The sequence below is a fragment of the Actinoplanes subglobosus genome, from assembly GCF_042650585.1.
Classification (GTDB): domain Bacteria; phylum Actinomycetota; class Actinomycetes; order Mycobacteriales; family Micromonosporaceae; genus Actinoplanes; species Actinoplanes subglobosus.
On the sequence record NZ_JBHSBL010000021.1, the window covers coordinates 134,295 to 147,846 of the forward strand.

A 13,552-nucleotide genomic window follows, 5' to 3' on the forward strand; every position below is an offset into this window, starting at 1 on the left:
TCAGACCGCCGAGGGAGTGGAAGGGGCGCCCGCCGCGAGGGCCGCCGGGGTTGTCGGAGGGGAGGGTTTCCAGCCGAGGGCGGGGGCGACCTCGGTGGCGATGAGTTCGAGCGCGCGGACCGCGGCGTCGAAATCGGGGATACCCGGGTTGAACTGGGTGATCAGGTCGGTGGCCACCGGCAGGACCTTCTCCTGCTGGAACGCGGCGACGATCTCGTCCGGGTGGCCGTAGAAGGCGTGGAACCGGCGCAGGTACTCGTCGATGCTCTGGCCGGCCGGGAACGTGCCGCGGTCGATGAAGTTCTGCGCCGACCGCAGCACGCCGGGCGAGATCTGGGCGAGGGCGGTGCGTTTGTCGGCGGCCGGGAACACGAACCGGGACAGACCGATCCGGGGCGGGCGAGGCTGTTTCCAGGCGTCCAGGAACGCGTCGGCCCACCCGCGCTGGATGTCGTCGGTGTTCTCGGTGTAGCCGTAGGTGGCCCGGTTGAGCAGCAGGTTCGCCCCGGCGTCGGCGGCGTAGCGGGCGCCGTCCGCGCTGAACACGGCCTGCCAGATCCGGTCGGTGAAATCACCACCGAGGGGCGGCTGGACGGTGAAGCCCGGTGTCCCGACCTCCTGGTTGAGCAGTGCCCGCCGCAGGACGTCGAGTCCCGAGGTGGTGAGTTCACGCTTGCGCTCGTAGTCGGCGCCGAGCGCGGCGTACTCGACCGGTCCGGAGCCGCTGCCGACGCCGATCTCGACACGGCCGCCGCTGAGGGTGTCGACGACCGCGACGTCCTCGGCGAGGCGGACCGGGTTCTCCAGCGGCAGGATGGTGATCGCCGTGGAGAGACGGATGCGTTCGGTACGGGCGGCCGCGTACGCCAGGAACGGCCATGGTGAGGAGAGGCCGCCACCGTGCAACGGGATGTGGTGCTGGGCGACCCAGCCGACGTCGAAGCCGAGTTCGTCGGCGACCACGAACAGCTCCTGTGCCCGCCGGTAGGTCTCGTCCAGCGGCCCGCGCCCCTGGACATGGGTGAGGAATCCGAGCCGGAACCTGGTCATGACGCGACGCTCCATCGGTTGGCGGGAATCGGCAGGCCGAGGTGGCCCCGCAGGGTGTCGTGCTCGTACCCGGTGCGGAACAGGCCCTGCTTCTGGAGCAGCGGCACCACGTCGGCGACGAAGCGGGACAGGTCCTCGTGGGTGCGGAACCCGACGTTGAGCCCGTCGAACGCGCCGGCCTCGAACCATGCGGCGATCGTCGCGGCGACGGTGTCGGGCGCGCCGGTGAACGGCGACGGCTGGTACCGGGTGAAGGCGAGAACCGTCTCCCGCAGCGTCAGCCCCTCCGACGTGGCCCGGCGGATGATCTCGGTGCCGCGGGTGCGGCCGCTCTTCTCCGCGAGGTGGGCGACGTCCGGGAACGGCGCGTCGAGGTCGTACTGCGAGAAGTCGTGCGCCCCGAAGGCCCGCCCGAACTGGCCGAGCTTGCGGCCGAAGTCGTTGTCGGCCTCGAAGATCTCCCGGGACAGCCGCAGCGCCTCCTCGTCGGTGCCGGCCACGACCGGTTGCGCGCCGAGGAAGATGACGACATGGTCGGGGTCGCGGCCGAGGGCGGCGGCCCGCCGTTTGATGTCGGCGTAGTACTCGCGTGTCGCCTCCAGTGTGCCGCCGGGCGCGTAGATCCCCTCGGCCACGTGCGCGGCCAGGTTGCGGCCCTCCTCGGAGACCCCGGCCTGGAAGATGACCGGCTGGCCCTGCGGCGAACGCGACAGGTTCAGCGGCCCGTCCACCCGGAAGTGCTCGCCCGCATGATTCAGCGCGTGCAGTTTCGACGGATCGAGGAACACGTCTCCGGCGGCCGGGAACGCGTCGTCCTCGTAGGAGTCCCACAGCCCGCGGACGACCTGCACGTGTTCGAGCGCCCGGCCGTACCGCGTGGCGTAGTCGAGATGCTCGTCGAGCCCGTAATTGCGCGACGTCCCGGTGTCGAAGCTGGTCACCACGTTCCAGCCGGCGCGGCCGTGACTGATGTGGTCCAGGGACGCGAATCGGCGGGCCACATTGAACGGCGAGTTGTAGGTGGAACTGAGCGTGCCGACGAGTCCGATGTGCCGGGTGTGCGTGGCGACCGCGGACAGCAGGGTCAGCGGTTCCAGACGGTTCAGATAATGCGGCGGATATGTCGCGTCGATGAATTGGCTGTCGACGATGAAGAGGGCGTCGAAAAGCGCGTGCTCGGCCGCTTTCGCCTGCGCGATGTACCAGTCGATGTCGATGCTGGCATTCTTCGGAACGCGCGGGTCCTTCCACAGATTGTGCTGCCCGGGCCCACCGACTCCATAGGCGCGGAGGGCGAGCCGGATCTGCCGGGACGTCATACCGGGGCTCCTTCGAGGTTCAAGAGCGTGCGCAACTCACCGCGGGCGGCCCGGCCGGCCGCCGCGGAGCGCAACGTGGGTGCGGAGCTGACGAGCAATCTGGTGTACGGATGAACGGGCTCGTTGATCACGGAAGAGGCGGGCCGGTCCTCGACGACCTCCCCCTGGTAGAGCACCGCGATCCGGTCCGCGACTCCGGCCACCGAGCCGAGGTCGTGCGAGATGAAGAGCAGGGCGGTCCCCGCGTCCCGCAGTTCCTTGAGGAGTTCGAGCACCTGCACCCGGTTGGCCGAGTCGAGGGCGCTGACCGGTTCGTCGAGCAGGACGAGCCGGGGCGAGGTGATCAGGGCCCGGGCCACCGCGACACGTTGCCGTTGTCCGCCGGAGAGCTCGCCGGGGAGCCGGTCGAGGAGGGACCCGTCCAGCCGTACCCGGGAAAGGATCTTGCGCACTGTGTCGTGGATGTCGGCCGAGCCCTGGATCCGCAACGGCTCGGCCAGCGACTCGGCGATGGTCAGGTCGGGGTCGAGACTCTTCAGCGGGTCCTGGAAGACGTATTGGACGATGCCGCGTCGCCGCAGCTCACGCCACTGGCGCTGGTTGAAGGCGGCGACGTCGGACCCGTCGACGACGATCCGGCCGGAGGTCGGGCGGACCAGGCCGAGGACGGCGCGGGCCAGCGTCGACTTACCGGAACCGGTCTCGCCGATGACGCCGACCGTCTCGCCGGGCGACAGGCTCAGAGAGACGCCGCGCAGCGCGTGCAGCCGTCCGACGCGCCGCCGGTAGTGGACGTCCAGGTCGCTGATCTCAAGAAGGGACAAGGTACCGCTCCAACCCGTAGGACTCGTGCTCGGCGATCAGGAGCTGCGTGTACTCGTGCTCCGGGTGGTAGAGGATCTTCTCGACCGGCCCCTGCTCGACGACCTCGCCCTCGCGCATGACCAGCACCTCGTCGCAGAACTGGGCGACGACGGCCAGGTCGTGCGAGACCACGACCAGGGCCAGTCCGGTGGTGTCGCGCAGGTCGGCGAGCAGGTCGAGGATCTCGGCCTGCACCGTGACGTCGAGGGCGGTGGTGGCCTCGTCGGCGATGAGCACCTTCGGTTCGGCGGCGATCGCGGCGGCGATCAGCGAGCGTTGCAGCATCCCGCCGGAGAGCTCGTGCGGGTACTGATCGAAAACGGCCTTGCCCAGCCGTACCGAGGAAAGGAGCTCGATCGCGTGCAACCGCGCGGCCTTGCGTCGCAGGCCGAGCTTGACCCGGACGACCTCGGCGACCTGCGAGCCCACGGTGAGCGACGGGTTGAGGTAGGAGGCCGGGTCCTGGAAGACCGCGCTGATCGTGGAACCGCGCAGCCCGGTCCACTGCTTCGGTGTCAGCGTCGCGACGTCGTGCCCGTCCAGGTCGATGCGGCCGCTCGCGATGGTGAAGTGCTCCGGCAGGATGCCGAGGGCCGCCCGGCAGGTGATGGTCTTGCCGCTGCCGGACTCGCCGACGATGCCGACAACGCCGCCGGGTTCGAGGGTGAAGGAGACCCCGCGGACGATCTCCCGGCCGTCCACGTCGTTGCGGATCCGGACGGCGTCAAGCGCGAGCACGGACATCGGCACTCCTTTTCAGCAGCAGGGCACGCCCGGCCTCGCCGGTGACGTCACGGATCGCATCGGCCAGCGAGTTGCAGGCCCAGACCGTCGCCATGATCAGCGCGGTCGGCACCAGCGGCGCCCACGGACGGAAGCTGAGATAGCCCAGGTCGGCGGCGAGGACACCACCCCAGGTCGGTGCGGGCGGCTGCACGCCGATGCCGAGGAACGTCAGGCTGGACACCACGACGAACCCGATGCCGGCGGTGTTGGCCAGCGCCACCGCGATCGGCGGGAGCACCTTGACCCAGACGTGCTTCCGGACGACCCAGCCGACCGAGGCGCCGGAGATGATCGCCGCCTCGACGTACGGGGAGCGGGCCACCGACAGGGTCGCGGCCCGGGAGACCCGGAAGAACAGCGGCGAGATCAGGATGCCGACGGTGAACATGGCCTGCGGGATGCCGTTGCCGAGCAGGGCGGTCACGGCGACCGCGAAGACCAGGAACGGCAGCGCGATCAGGGTGTCGGCCAGGCGCAGCGTGACCCATTCGAAGACCGTGCCGAGGTAGACCGACAGGATGCCCGGGATGACCCCGGCGACCAGGGCGACCAGGGACACCTGGATCGAGCCGAGAACGCTGATCCGGGAACCGTCGAGGAGCCGGCTGACGACGTCCCGGCCCAGGTAGTCGGTGCCGAGCCAGTGCGCGCCGGACGGGCCGGCCAGGATGTCGGCGCCGCCTTCGAGCGGGTCGTGCGGGGCCAGGAACGGTCCGGCCGCGGCCAGCAGCACGATGAAGACGAGGATGCCGACGGCGATCCGCCCGGACGGCAGCTGAAGGATCCTGCGGACCATGTCAGACCCCTCTCGCCGACGCCGGGGTGACCCGGACCAGGATGACGTTGACCAGCAGGTTGAAAACGACGACCAGGACCACCGAGACGACCAGGACGCCCTGGACGGCCGGCACGTCACCGCGCTGGGCCGAGTCGGCGGCGAACTGCCCGAAGCCCGGCATCCCGAAGATCGACTCGGTGACGACGGCGCCGCCGAGCAGGTTCGGGAACTTCATGCCGAGGACGGTCAGCGCCGGGCCCATGCCGTTGCGCAGCACGTGCCGGAAGAAGATCCGGCGAGGGCTGAGGCCGCGGACGACCGCGCCGGTCACATAGTTCTCGCGGTACGCCGCCACGAGCCCCGACCGCAGCTGGCGTGCCACGTCGGAGACCGTGTCGAAGCTGAGCGCGACGGCCGGCAGCACCAGGTGCGCCAGCCACACCCCGAAGCCCCGCTCGGCCGGGATGTAGCCGGCCGACGGGAACCAGCCGAGCGCCACCGCGAAGACCACGACCAGGGCGATGCCGACCACGAACGACGGCATCACCGAGATGAACGTCATGAACCCGGTGATCGCCCGGTCCACCCAGGTGGTCCGGCGTGCCGCGGCCAGCACGCCGAACCCGAACCCGAAGACCACACCGATGATCAGGGCCAGGCCGGCCACCGAGAGGCTGATGATCGCGCCTTCGAGGAGCAGCCGGGAGATGTCGGCGCCGTTGAACCAGCTGACGCCGAGGTCCCCTTTCAGGACGTTGCCGAACCAGTCGAAGTACTGGGTGAGGAAGGGCCGGTCCAGGCCCCACTCGTGTTCGATCTTGGCGACGGTCTCCGGGGTGGCCGACTCACCCAGTTGCAGGTGAGCCGGGGAGAGCCCGCTCAGCGCCCGCAGCGCGAACGTCACGAACGTGGCGACCAGAAAGACCGGTACGAAGATGGCGATCGTACGGACGAGACCGCTGAGCAGGCCCTTCATCAGCCGACCGTCAGTCCGGTCCAGTGGAGCTGGCCGGGGATCGGGGCGAAGTCCGACACCTTGGGGCTCTTCACGAACAGGTTGGGCTGCGAGTAGGTGAAGACCAGCGCCTGGCTCTCCAGGCCGGCCCGGGTCGCGGCCTGCAGGTTCTTCTGGTAGTCGGGCGAGTCCAGCGGAGTGCTGCGGGCGGTCGCGACCGCGGCCTCGAAACCGGCCGGCTCGTACGGGGTGCTCAGGTTCAGCGGGCCGTTCGGGCCGAAGTGCGCGGTCAGGGTCTGCACCGGCGACTCACGGCCGGTGGTGCCGTAGATCGACAGGGCCAGGTCCTTGGCGAAGAACGGGGTGGCCCAGTTCGGGTCGACCTTGATGTTCACCGTGATGCCGGCAGCGCCGAGCTGCGACTGGATGATCTCGGCGGCCGTCGACTGGGCCGAGATGACCAGGTCGACCTTGATGTCACCGGGCTGGTAGCCGGCCTCGGCGAGCAGTGACTTCGCCTTCTCCACGTCGTACGGCCAGCGGTTCGCCGACTGCTGGTCGTACGCGAGGTAGTTGCTCGGGAACGGCTGGTCGGTGGCCGTACCGGAGCCGAAGGTGACCTTGTCGACGAATTCCTGGCGGTTGGTCGCGTGCCGCACCGCGTCGACGACCTTGGGGTTGTCGAACGGCTTCTTGTTGATGTTGATGCTGATGTTCGCGGCGTTGTAGCCGGGCTGGATGACGACGTCCAGCTTGGACGCCTCGGCCGCCTTGATCTGATTGGGGGTCAGGCCGGCCAGGTCGTAGACGCCGGTCTGCACACCGGAGACGATGGTCGCCGCGTCCGGGGCGGAGAGCAGCTCCACCTTGTCGATCTTGATGTTGGCGGCGTCCCAGTAGTCCGGGTTCTTCTTCAGGTAGACGTGCGAGCCGGGGACGTTCTCGGTCACCACGAACGGGCCGGCGCCGACCGGATTCTTGTCCAGCGCGGCCGGGTCCGCGGCCGCCTTCGGGCTGGGGATCTGCGCGACGCGCTCGCCGAGCAGCAGCGGGATCTGGAAATCGGTCTGGGTCAGGTCGATCACCACGTCGGTGTCGTTCGCGGCGGTGACCGTCTTGATCGAGGTGAGGTCACCGAAGAGCGCCGAGTCCTTCTGCGTCTTGGCCCGTTCCAGGTACGACTTGATCGCGGCGGCGTTCAGCGGCTCGCCGTCGGTGAACTTCAGGCCCTTGCGCAGGTGGAAGGTGATCTGGTCACCCTTGTCGTTGTAGTCCCAGCTCTCGGCCAGGCTCGGGACGGCCTCGCCCTTCTCGTTGATCTCGGTCAGCGAGGCGTAGGCCAGGGAGAGGATGCGGAACTGCGCGCCACTGCCGGAGACCACCGGGTCCCAGTGGGCGGGCAGGGTGACGGCCCAGCGCAGGGTCGACTCACCGGTTGCGGCGCCGGCACCGCCGTCCCCGGCGCAGCCCGCCAGCGCCAGTGGCAGTGCCAGGAGAGCAGCGGCCCATTTCGTGTTCTTCATCAGGAGACCTTCGCGAGGGAGTGGATGTTGCCGGGGACGGGCAGGCCGAGGTTGCCGCGCAGGGTGGTGGACTCGTACTCGGTGCGGGCGACGCCGCGTTCGCGCAGGATCGGCAGCACCTCGTCGGTGAACCGGGCGAACTCGCTGGGCACGGTGACGGTCAGGTTGATGCCGTCGAAGGCGCCGGCCTCGAACCACTTCTGGATCTCGTTCGCCACGGTGAGCGGGGATCCGGTGAACGGGGAGCGGCGCGAATCGATGCCGTGCTGCACGACCTGGCGCAGCGTGAAGTTGTTGTCCTTCGCCAGCTTCTTGATCTTCTCGGCGTGGGTGCGGAAGCTCCGGTCGCCCAGGTCGCCGAGCTCCGGGAAGGGCGCGTCCAGGTCGTACCGGGTGAAGTCGTGCCAGCCGAACGGGCGGCCCAGCTCCTTGAGCGCCCGGTCGAAGCTCTTGCCGCCGATGATCGCGGACTCCTTCTCGCGGGCCTGCTCGTCGGTGTCCGCGATGATCGGGCTGATGCCCGGGACGATCAGGACGTGCTCGGGGTCGCGGCCCTTGGCGGCGGCCCGGCTCCGGATGTCACGGGCGAAGGCGACGCCCTCCTCGATCGTCTGCGCGTGTGTGAAGATCGCCTCAGCGATGCTCGCGCCCAGGTCACGGCCCTCGTCGGAGTCGCCGGCCTGGAAGATGACCGGCTGCCCCTGCGGGGAACGCTGGAGGTTCAGCGGGCCGACCACCTGGAAGTGCTCACCGATGTGGTTGAGGGCGTGCTGCTTGGTTCTGTCGAAGAAGACCCCGCGCTCCTTGTCGCGCGGGAAGGCGTCGTCCTCGTAGGAGTCCCACAGCCCCTGGACGACGCGTACGTGCTCCAGCGCCCGGCCGTACCGGGTCGCGTAGTCGTAGTGCTCCTTGCGGCCGTAGTTGCCGGCGGTCCCGCCGTCGCCGGTCGCGACCACGTTCCATCCCGCGCGGCCCCCGCTGATCACATCGAGCGAGGCGAGCCGCCGTGCCACGTTGAACGGGTCGTTGTACGAGGTGGTCAGCGTGCCGACCAGCCCGATGTTGGTGGTGTGCACGGCCACCGCGGACAGCAGGGTCAGCGGTTCGAGCCGGTTGAGGTAGTGGTTCGGCGAGTCCGGGGTGATGAACTGGCTGTCCACGATGAAGACGTGGTCGAACTTCGCGGCCTCGGCCTGCTGGGCACGGGCTATGTACCAGCGGATGTCGACGCTGGCGTCACCGGGGATCTCCGGGCTGAGCCAGGTGTGATGCTGGCCGGGTCCGCCCACGCCGAGCAGCACGGCACCTAATTTAAGGGTCTTTTTCGACATTTATGGACCTTTTCATCTATCGATGAGATTTTTTGGGGTTGGCGCCTCGGGCGGCGGCACCGGCTTCAGTATCGGCAGGCCCCGGCCCGGACGTCCAAGGAGAGATCGTGATGACAAGCCATCACGGTCGCTAATCAATTCCTAGTAGACTGATAGGTATGAGTCGGTATCTCGACATCGCCCCGCTGCGCAGCCTCGTCGCCGTCGCGGATTGCGGTGGATTCCAGCGCGCAGCCACATCGCTGCACCTCAGCCAGGGCGCGGTCAGCCAGCACGTCCGCCGCCTGGAGACCGCCCTCGGCCGCACCCTGGTCGAGCGGGACGGCCGTGGCTCCCGCTTCACCACCGACGGCGAGGCCCTGCTCCTGCACGCCCGGCGGATCCTGGCCGTGCACGACGAGGCCCTGCACGCCTTCGGCGCCTTCGACGACGAGGGCGAGCGGACACTGGTGATCGGCTCGACCGAGCACGCCGCGGCCCAGCTGCTGCCCGACCTCACCGCCGCACTGACCGCCACCTTCCCGGACCGGCGCATCCGGTTCCGGATCGACCGGGGCGCCCAGCTGCGGGCCGCGCTCCAGGAGGGCCGGATCGATCTGGCGCTCCTGCTCGGCCCGGCGCACGAGAGCGACGCCCGGACCGTCGGGGAGCTGCACCTGACGTGGTATTCAGCTCCCGAGTGGACATCGCCGGCGCCCGGCGAGCCGGTGCCGCTGGTCTGCTTCGACGCACCGTGCGCCATTCGCAGCCTGGCGCTGGAGACGCTCGCCGCCAGCGCTGTACCGACCGAGGTCGGCGCCGAGGCGGCACACCTGGCCGGGGTTCAGGCGGCCGTGCGGGCCGGCCTCGGAGTGGGACTGATGGCCACACTCGGCCAGCGGCCGGAGGGGCTGGCCGTCCGCGACGACCTGCCGCCGCCGCGACCTCTGGAACTCTCGGTCTGGCCCCGCCGCGGCCTGCCCGCCGACCTGGTCGACGGGGCGGCCACAGCGCTGACGAAGATCCTGACCGGCGCTATCCACCATGGCTGAGGGCGACCCGGCGCCCTTCGCTTCGGACGACAGCCGCTCGGTGCTATTCACCATGGTTGAGGGCCACGTAACGGCCGGAGTGGTAGACCAGCGGGGCCGATGCCTCGCCCAGCCCGTGCTCACCGGTGAGCGGGCTGGCCAGCACGATCGTGTGGTCGCCGGCCTCGACCCGCTCGACCACCCGGCAGACCAGGCGGGCCAGCACCCCGTCGAGCAGCGGAACCCCGTCGGGACCGGGCTGCCAGGCGCCGTGCTCGGCCAGCCGGTCGATCCCCCGGGTCGAGAAGGTCCGCGCCACGCGCTCCTGCTCCTGACCGAGCACGTGCACCGCCACGGTGTCGGCGGCCTCCACCGCGGGCCAGGCCGACGCGCTCTTGGCCAGGCAGAACGAGACCAGCGGCGGATCCAGCGAGACCGAGGTGAACGAGGTGGCGGTGAAACCGGTGGCCGGCGCACCCTCGGCCGGCGCGCCGGGGGCGGTGATCACCACGACGGCCGCGGCGTGCAGGCGCAGCAGCTGACGGAAGAGGTCGGCGTCCACAGTGTCGGCGGGGACGGCTTGCAGGGTCATGACGGGCCTCCATCGTGTTGCGGTGGGTACAGCTCTTCGCGATGCGGCGTGTGATGCCCGAGGTCACGCGCCGCCAGGTTCGCACCACCGACGGTGCTCTGTGAGTGACCGGCCCGTCAACCCGCTTCCCATATCCTAGTAAACCGATAGGATCTCATTGACATAAACGGGGTTGACGGCCCAGGATGCGGGCATGAGCGAGCACGATGCGTTCCATCAGCGCCTGCACCACATCGCGTCCCACGCCCTGAGCGGCGACACCGCGCAGACCACCGGGATGCGCCGCGTCGAGGCGATCAGCGGCGCCACCGTGGGCAGCCGCAACCTCTGGATGGGACAGACGCACGTCGCCGCGAGCACCAACTCCGGCAACCACCACCACGGCGAGTCGGAGACCGCGATCTACGTGGTCAGCGGCAACCCGTCGTTCGTCTTCCTCGACCCCGGGCAAGGCGAGATCCGCGTCGACACGAAGCCGGGCGACTACATCTACGTACCGCCGTGGGTCCCGCACCGCGAGGAGAACCCGGACCCGGACAACGAGGCCGTCGTGGTCATCTCCCGGACCACCCAGGACGCGATCGTCGTCAACGTCCCCGACCTGACGTGGGTCGGCCCCGTGGCCATCGGATCCGAAGACTGAACCGGCCTTCGACGCGGCCGAGGCCGCGGTGAGAACGAGCCCGGGGTTCGACCCGCAACGGCTGTAACAAGTGTGACCATGGGTGCATGACGATCCGGGTCGCGATGTGGTCAGGTCCCCGCAACATCTCGACGGCGATGATGCGCAGCTTCGGCTCGCGCGCCGACACCGTCGTGTCCGACGAGCCGCTCTACGCCCACTACCTGGCCGCCACCGGACTCGACCATCCCGGGCGCGACGAGATCCTCGCGTCGCAGCCGCAGCGCTGGGAGGACGTCGCCGACACGCTGACCGGGCCGATTCCCGGCGAGCCGGCCGTCTTCTACCAGAAGCACATGACCCATCACCTGCTCCCCGGGATCGGGCGCGATTGGCTGGGCAAACTCACCCACGCCTTCCTGATCCGCGACCCGTCGCACGTGGTCGCGTCGTATGCGAAGGTGCGCGGCGAGCCGACCCTGGAGGATCTCGGCTACCCGCAGCAGGCGGAGATCTTCCGCACCTTCGGCGGGCCGGTGGTCGACTCGGCCGACGTGCTCCGCGACCCCGCTCGCACCCTGCGGCTCCTGTGCGAGAGCCTCGGCATCCCCTTCGACCCGGCGATGCTGTCGTGGACACCGGGGCCGCGGCCGGAGGACGGCGTGTGGGCCCCCCATTGGTACGCCTCCGTGCACGCCTCAACCGGCTTCGCCGCCTACAACCCGTCCCCCGCCGAGGTCCCCGAGCGCCTGCGCCCGCTGGTCGCGGCGGCCCGCCCGTACTACGACGAACTAGCCGCCCACCGCCTCTGATCGCCGGCCGTCGCCCAGCAACCCCTCACGCAAGGCATTCCCGCCCCCGGCGACGGCCGGCGCTTCCGGCCGTCGCCCAGCAACCCCACACGCAAGGCATTCCCGCCCCCGGCGACCGCTGGCGAACCTTCGGCGCCCGGCGAGCGTTCGGCGGCGGGCTTGTCAGGCTGCGAGGAGGCGGATGCCGTTGGCGGCGGCGTGTTCCTGGTAGATCTTGGCGACCCTGGCCGTCAGCGGGCCCACTGAACCCTCGCCGATGCGGCGGCCGTCGATCGTGGTCACCGCGGCGATCTCGCCCATCGTGCCGGTGCAGAAGACCTCGTCGGCGGCATACATCTCGGTCAGTGACACGTCGCGAACCACCGCGGGGATGCCGTGGCGGGCGGCCAGGTCGAGGACCGTCTGACGGGTGATGCCCTCGGGGCAGGCGGCCGTCGTCGGGGTGACCAGGCGGTCGTCCATCACCGCGAACAGGTGGGTGGCGTTGGTCTCGGCGACGAAACCCCGCTGGTCGAGCATGAGGGCGTCGTCGGCGCCGGCCGCGTTGGCCTCGATCTTGGCGAGGATCGAGTTGATCAGGTTGTTGTGGTGGATCTTCGGGTCGAGCACGTCCGGGGACGGGCGGCGGATGCTCGACGTCGCCAGGGTGAGACCGCCGGTGTCGTAGACCGGGGGCTTGTGCTCGGCCAGCACGATCAGGGTCGGGCCGGCCCTGTTGAGCCGCGGGTCCATGCCGCTGGTCACCTTCACCCCGCGGGTCAGGGTGAGCCGGATGTGCACCCCGTCGACCATGTCGTTGGCCCGCAGCGTGGCGGTGATCGCCTCGATGATCGTGTTCTCGGCCGGGATGTCGGTGAACCCGAGGGCCAGCGCCGACCGCCGTAGCCGGGCCAGGTGCTCGGTCAGCCCGAAGATCGCGCCCTGGTAGAGGCGCAGGCCTTCCCAGACGGCGTCACCGCCCTGGACCACCGAGTCGAACGGGGAGAGGCCGGGCTGGTCACGGTGCAGCAGGTTCCCGTTGACCCAGTACTGGATGCCGGCGTTGCGCTCGTCGTACCGCTGAAGCATCCGGCCAGCCTACCGGCGGAGGATGCCGGGCCGGCCCCGCACACGGCAGGACCGGCCCGGCGCGTATCCCCGGAGGAATCAGGCCCGGCCGCCGGGGACCGAGACCTGCCGGCGGGCCAGGTCCTGCAGGATCTCGCTCGTCGCCGACGTGCCGAAACGCGTCACGCCGACGCCGGCCATCGCGATCATCGCGTCCAGGGTGCGGACCCCGCCGGAGGCCTTGACCTGCACCTTTGGGGAGACGGCGGAGCGCATCAGCGCGAGGTCGTCGATGGTGGCGCCCTTGGGGGCGAAGCCGGTGGAGGTCTTGACGAACGCCGCGCCGGCGCGCTCGGCGGCCCAGCAGGCGGCGAGTTTCTGCTCGTCGGTGAGGTACGCCGTCTCGAGGATGACCTTGACGTGGGCGCTGCCGGCGGCCTTCACGATCATGCCGATCTCGTGCTCGACGGCGGCGATGTCGCCGGAACGGAGCCAGCCGACGTTGAGCACCATGTCGATCTCCTTGGCGCCCTGGTGGACGGCCAGCTCGGTCTCAGCGATCTTGATCGTGGTGGCGGTGTCGCCGTGCGGGAAGCCGACGACCGTGCCGACCATGACGTTGGTGCCGCGCAGCAGGTCGACGGCGACGGTCACGTCACAGGGCCGGACGCAGACCGAGGCCACGTCGTACTTCTTGGCGATCGCGCAGCCTTCGCGCAGGTCTTCCAGGGTGAACTCGGGCCGGAGGATGGAGTGGTCGATCATCTTCGCGATCTGCGGCACGGTGAAGTTCATGAAACAGGACGGTAGCTGTCTAGACAGGTGGTTGTCTAGACAGTCTCAGGGTGTCGGTAGGGTGTGCC

14 protein-coding genes are annotated in these 13,552 nt (G+C 69.7%); 3 read left to right on the forward strand and 11 right to left on the reverse strand.

All coding sequences use genetic code 11. The annotated features are described in order from the left end of the window. Genes ACFO0C_RS32620 through ACFO0C_RS32655 form a run of 8 tightly spaced genes read right to left on the reverse strand, consistent with a single transcriptional unit; the run spans position 1 to position 8,606 of the window. Positions 1-1,050, reverse strand: a complete 1,050-nt coding sequence (locus ACFO0C_RS32620; RefSeq protein ID WP_378070586.1) for an LLM class flavin-dependent oxidoreductase — start codon at positions 1,048-1,050, stop codon at positions 1-3. Next, positions 1,047-2,369 (reverse strand): NtaA/DmoA family FMN-dependent monooxygenase, encoded by a 1,323-nt coding sequence (locus ACFO0C_RS32625; RefSeq protein ID WP_378070587.1) that lies wholly within the window; start codon positions 2,367-2,369, stop codon positions 1,047-1,049. Before ACFO0C_RS32625 ends, ACFO0C_RS32620 begins: the two co-directional genes overlap by 4 nt. Further along, entirely contained in the window at positions 2,366-3,193 is an 828-nt protein-coding gene (locus ACFO0C_RS32630) for an ABC transporter ATP-binding protein (RefSeq protein WP_378070588.1), read from the reverse strand. Before ACFO0C_RS32630 ends, ACFO0C_RS32625 begins: the two co-directional genes overlap by 4 nt. Next, the gene (locus ACFO0C_RS32635; RefSeq protein ID WP_378070589.1) at positions 3,180-3,977 is read right to left on the reverse strand and encodes an ABC transporter ATP-binding protein; all 798 of its coding nucleotides are present in this window, start codon (positions 3,975-3,977) and stop codon (positions 3,180-3,182) included. The genes ACFO0C_RS32630 and ACFO0C_RS32635 overlap by 14 nt, the downstream gene beginning before the upstream one ends. Then, positions 3,958-4,815: an ABC transporter permease gene (locus ACFO0C_RS32640; RefSeq protein WP_378070590.1), complete on the reverse strand. Its 858-nt coding sequence runs from the start codon at positions 4,813-4,815 to the stop codon at positions 3,958-3,960. The genes ACFO0C_RS32635 and ACFO0C_RS32640 overlap by 20 nt, the downstream gene beginning before the upstream one ends. A gap of 1 nt (position 4,816) precedes the next feature. Further along, positions 4,817-5,773 (reverse strand): ABC transporter permease, encoded by a 957-nt coding sequence (locus tag ACFO0C_RS32645; protein WP_378070591.1) that lies wholly within the window; start codon positions 5,771-5,773, stop codon positions 4,817-4,819. Beyond that, a complete protein-coding gene (locus tag ACFO0C_RS32650; protein ID WP_378070592.1) occupies positions 5,773-7,275 on the reverse strand; it encodes an ABC transporter substrate-binding protein in 1,503 nt (500 codons plus the stop codon). Before ACFO0C_RS32650 ends, ACFO0C_RS32645 begins: the two co-directional genes overlap by 1 nt. Continuing rightward, positions 7,275-8,606, reverse strand: coding sequence for an LLM class flavin-dependent oxidoreductase (locus ACFO0C_RS32655; protein ID WP_378070593.1), 1,332 nt, complete (start codon positions 8,604-8,606; stop codon positions 7,275-7,277). The genes ACFO0C_RS32650 and ACFO0C_RS32655 overlap by 1 nt, the downstream gene beginning before the upstream one ends. Positions 8,607-8,764: 158 nt before the next feature. On the opposite strand from ACFO0C_RS32655, the gene ACFO0C_RS32660 reads away from it, so the two are divergent. Further along, complete coding sequence (locus ACFO0C_RS32660) at positions 8,765-9,637, forward strand: LysR substrate-binding domain-containing protein (protein ID WP_378070594.1); 873 nt, start codon at positions 8,765-8,767, stop codon at positions 9,635-9,637. Positions 9,638-9,680: 43 nt separating this feature from the next. Here the strand turns inward: ACFO0C_RS32660 and ACFO0C_RS32665 are convergent, their stop codons facing one another. Beyond that, on the reverse strand, positions 9,681-10,208 hold the full coding sequence (locus ACFO0C_RS32665) for a flavin reductase family protein (RefSeq protein WP_378070595.1): 528 nt from the start codon (positions 10,206-10,208) through the stop codon (positions 9,681-9,683). A gap of 193 nt (positions 10,209-10,401) precedes the next feature. Between ACFO0C_RS32665 and ACFO0C_RS32670 the strand changes: the two genes are divergently transcribed. Both ACFO0C_RS32670 and ACFO0C_RS32675 read left to right on the forward strand, forming a co-directional pair. Further along, a complete protein-coding gene (locus tag ACFO0C_RS32670; protein ID WP_378070596.1) occupies positions 10,402-10,851 on the forward strand; it encodes a cupin domain-containing protein in 450 nt (149 codons plus the stop codon). A gap of 86 nt (positions 10,852-10,937) precedes the next feature. After that, positions 10,938-11,642 carry a sulfotransferase-like domain-containing protein gene (locus ACFO0C_RS32675; RefSeq protein ID WP_378070597.1) on the forward strand — a complete coding sequence of 235 codons (705 nt, stop codon included), beginning with the start codon at positions 10,938-10,940 and terminating at the stop codon, positions 11,640-11,642. A gap of 162 nt (positions 11,643-11,804) precedes the next feature. Here ACFO0C_RS32675 and ACFO0C_RS32680 read toward each other — a convergent pair whose 3' ends face one another. Both ACFO0C_RS32680 and deoC read right to left on the reverse strand, forming a co-directional pair. Next, complete coding sequence (locus tag ACFO0C_RS32680) at positions 11,805-12,710, reverse strand: aminotransferase class IV (RefSeq protein WP_378070598.1); 906 nt, start codon at positions 12,708-12,710, stop codon at positions 11,805-11,807. A 78-nt stretch (positions 12,711-12,788) separates the two neighbouring features. Then, positions 12,789-13,484: a deoxyribose-phosphate aldolase gene (deoC, locus tag ACFO0C_RS32685; protein WP_378070599.1), complete on the reverse strand. Its 696-nt coding sequence runs from the start codon at positions 13,482-13,484 to the stop codon at positions 12,789-12,791. Positions 13,485-13,552: the final 68 nt, after the last annotated feature.

What these genes read in the sequence shown, in the direction of transcription:
- ACFO0C_RS32645 (WP_378070591.1), bottom strand. Translation starts at nt 5,773, where the DNA reads ATGAAGGGCCTGCTCAGCGGTCTCGTCCGTACGATCGCCATCTTCGTA.
- ACFO0C_RS32670 (WP_378070596.1), top strand. Translation starts at nt 10,402, where the DNA reads ATGAGCGAGCACGATGCGTTCCATCAGCGCCTGCACCACATCGCGTCC.
- ACFO0C_RS32680 (WP_378070598.1), bottom strand. Translation starts at nt 12,710, where the DNA reads ATGCTTCAGCGGTACGACGAGCGCAACGCCGGCATCCAGTACTGGGTC.
- ACFO0C_RS32620 (WP_378070586.1), bottom strand. Translation starts at nt 1,050, where the DNA reads ATGACCAGGTTCCGGCTCGGATTCCTCACCCATGTCCAGGGGCGCGGG.
- ACFO0C_RS32655 (WP_378070593.1), bottom strand. Translation starts at nt 8,606, where the DNA reads ATGTCGAAAAAGACCCTTAAATTAGGTGCCGTGCTGCTCGGCGTGGGC.
- ACFO0C_RS32665 (WP_378070595.1), bottom strand. Translation starts at nt 10,208, where the DNA reads ATGACCCTGCAAGCCGTCCCCGCCGACACTGTGGACGCCGACCTCTTC.
- ACFO0C_RS32660 (WP_378070594.1), top strand. Translation starts at nt 8,765, where the DNA reads ATGAGTCGGTATCTCGACATCGCCCCGCTGCGCAGCCTCGTCGCCGTC.
- ACFO0C_RS32635 (WP_378070589.1), bottom strand. Translation starts at nt 3,977, where the DNA reads ATGTCCGTGCTCGCGCTTGACGCCGTCCGGATCCGCAACGACGTGGAC.
- ACFO0C_RS32675 (WP_378070597.1), top strand. Translation starts at nt 10,938, where the DNA reads ATGACGATCCGGGTCGCGATGTGGTCAGGTCCCCGCAACATCTCGACG.
- deoC (WP_378070599.1), bottom strand. Translation starts at nt 13,484, where the DNA reads ATGAACTTCACCGTGCCGCAGATCGCGAAGATGATCGACCACTCCATC.
- ACFO0C_RS32650 (WP_378070592.1), bottom strand. Translation starts at nt 7,275, where the DNA reads ATGAAGAACACGAAATGGGCCGCTGCTCTCCTGGCACTGCCACTGGCG.
- ACFO0C_RS32640 (WP_378070590.1), bottom strand. Translation starts at nt 4,815, where the DNA reads ATGGTCCGCAGGATCCTTCAGCTGCCGTCCGGGCGGATCGCCGTCGGC.
- ACFO0C_RS32625 (WP_378070587.1), bottom strand. Translation starts at nt 2,369, where the DNA reads ATGACGTCCCGGCAGATCCGGCTCGCCCTCCGCGCCTATGGAGTCGGT.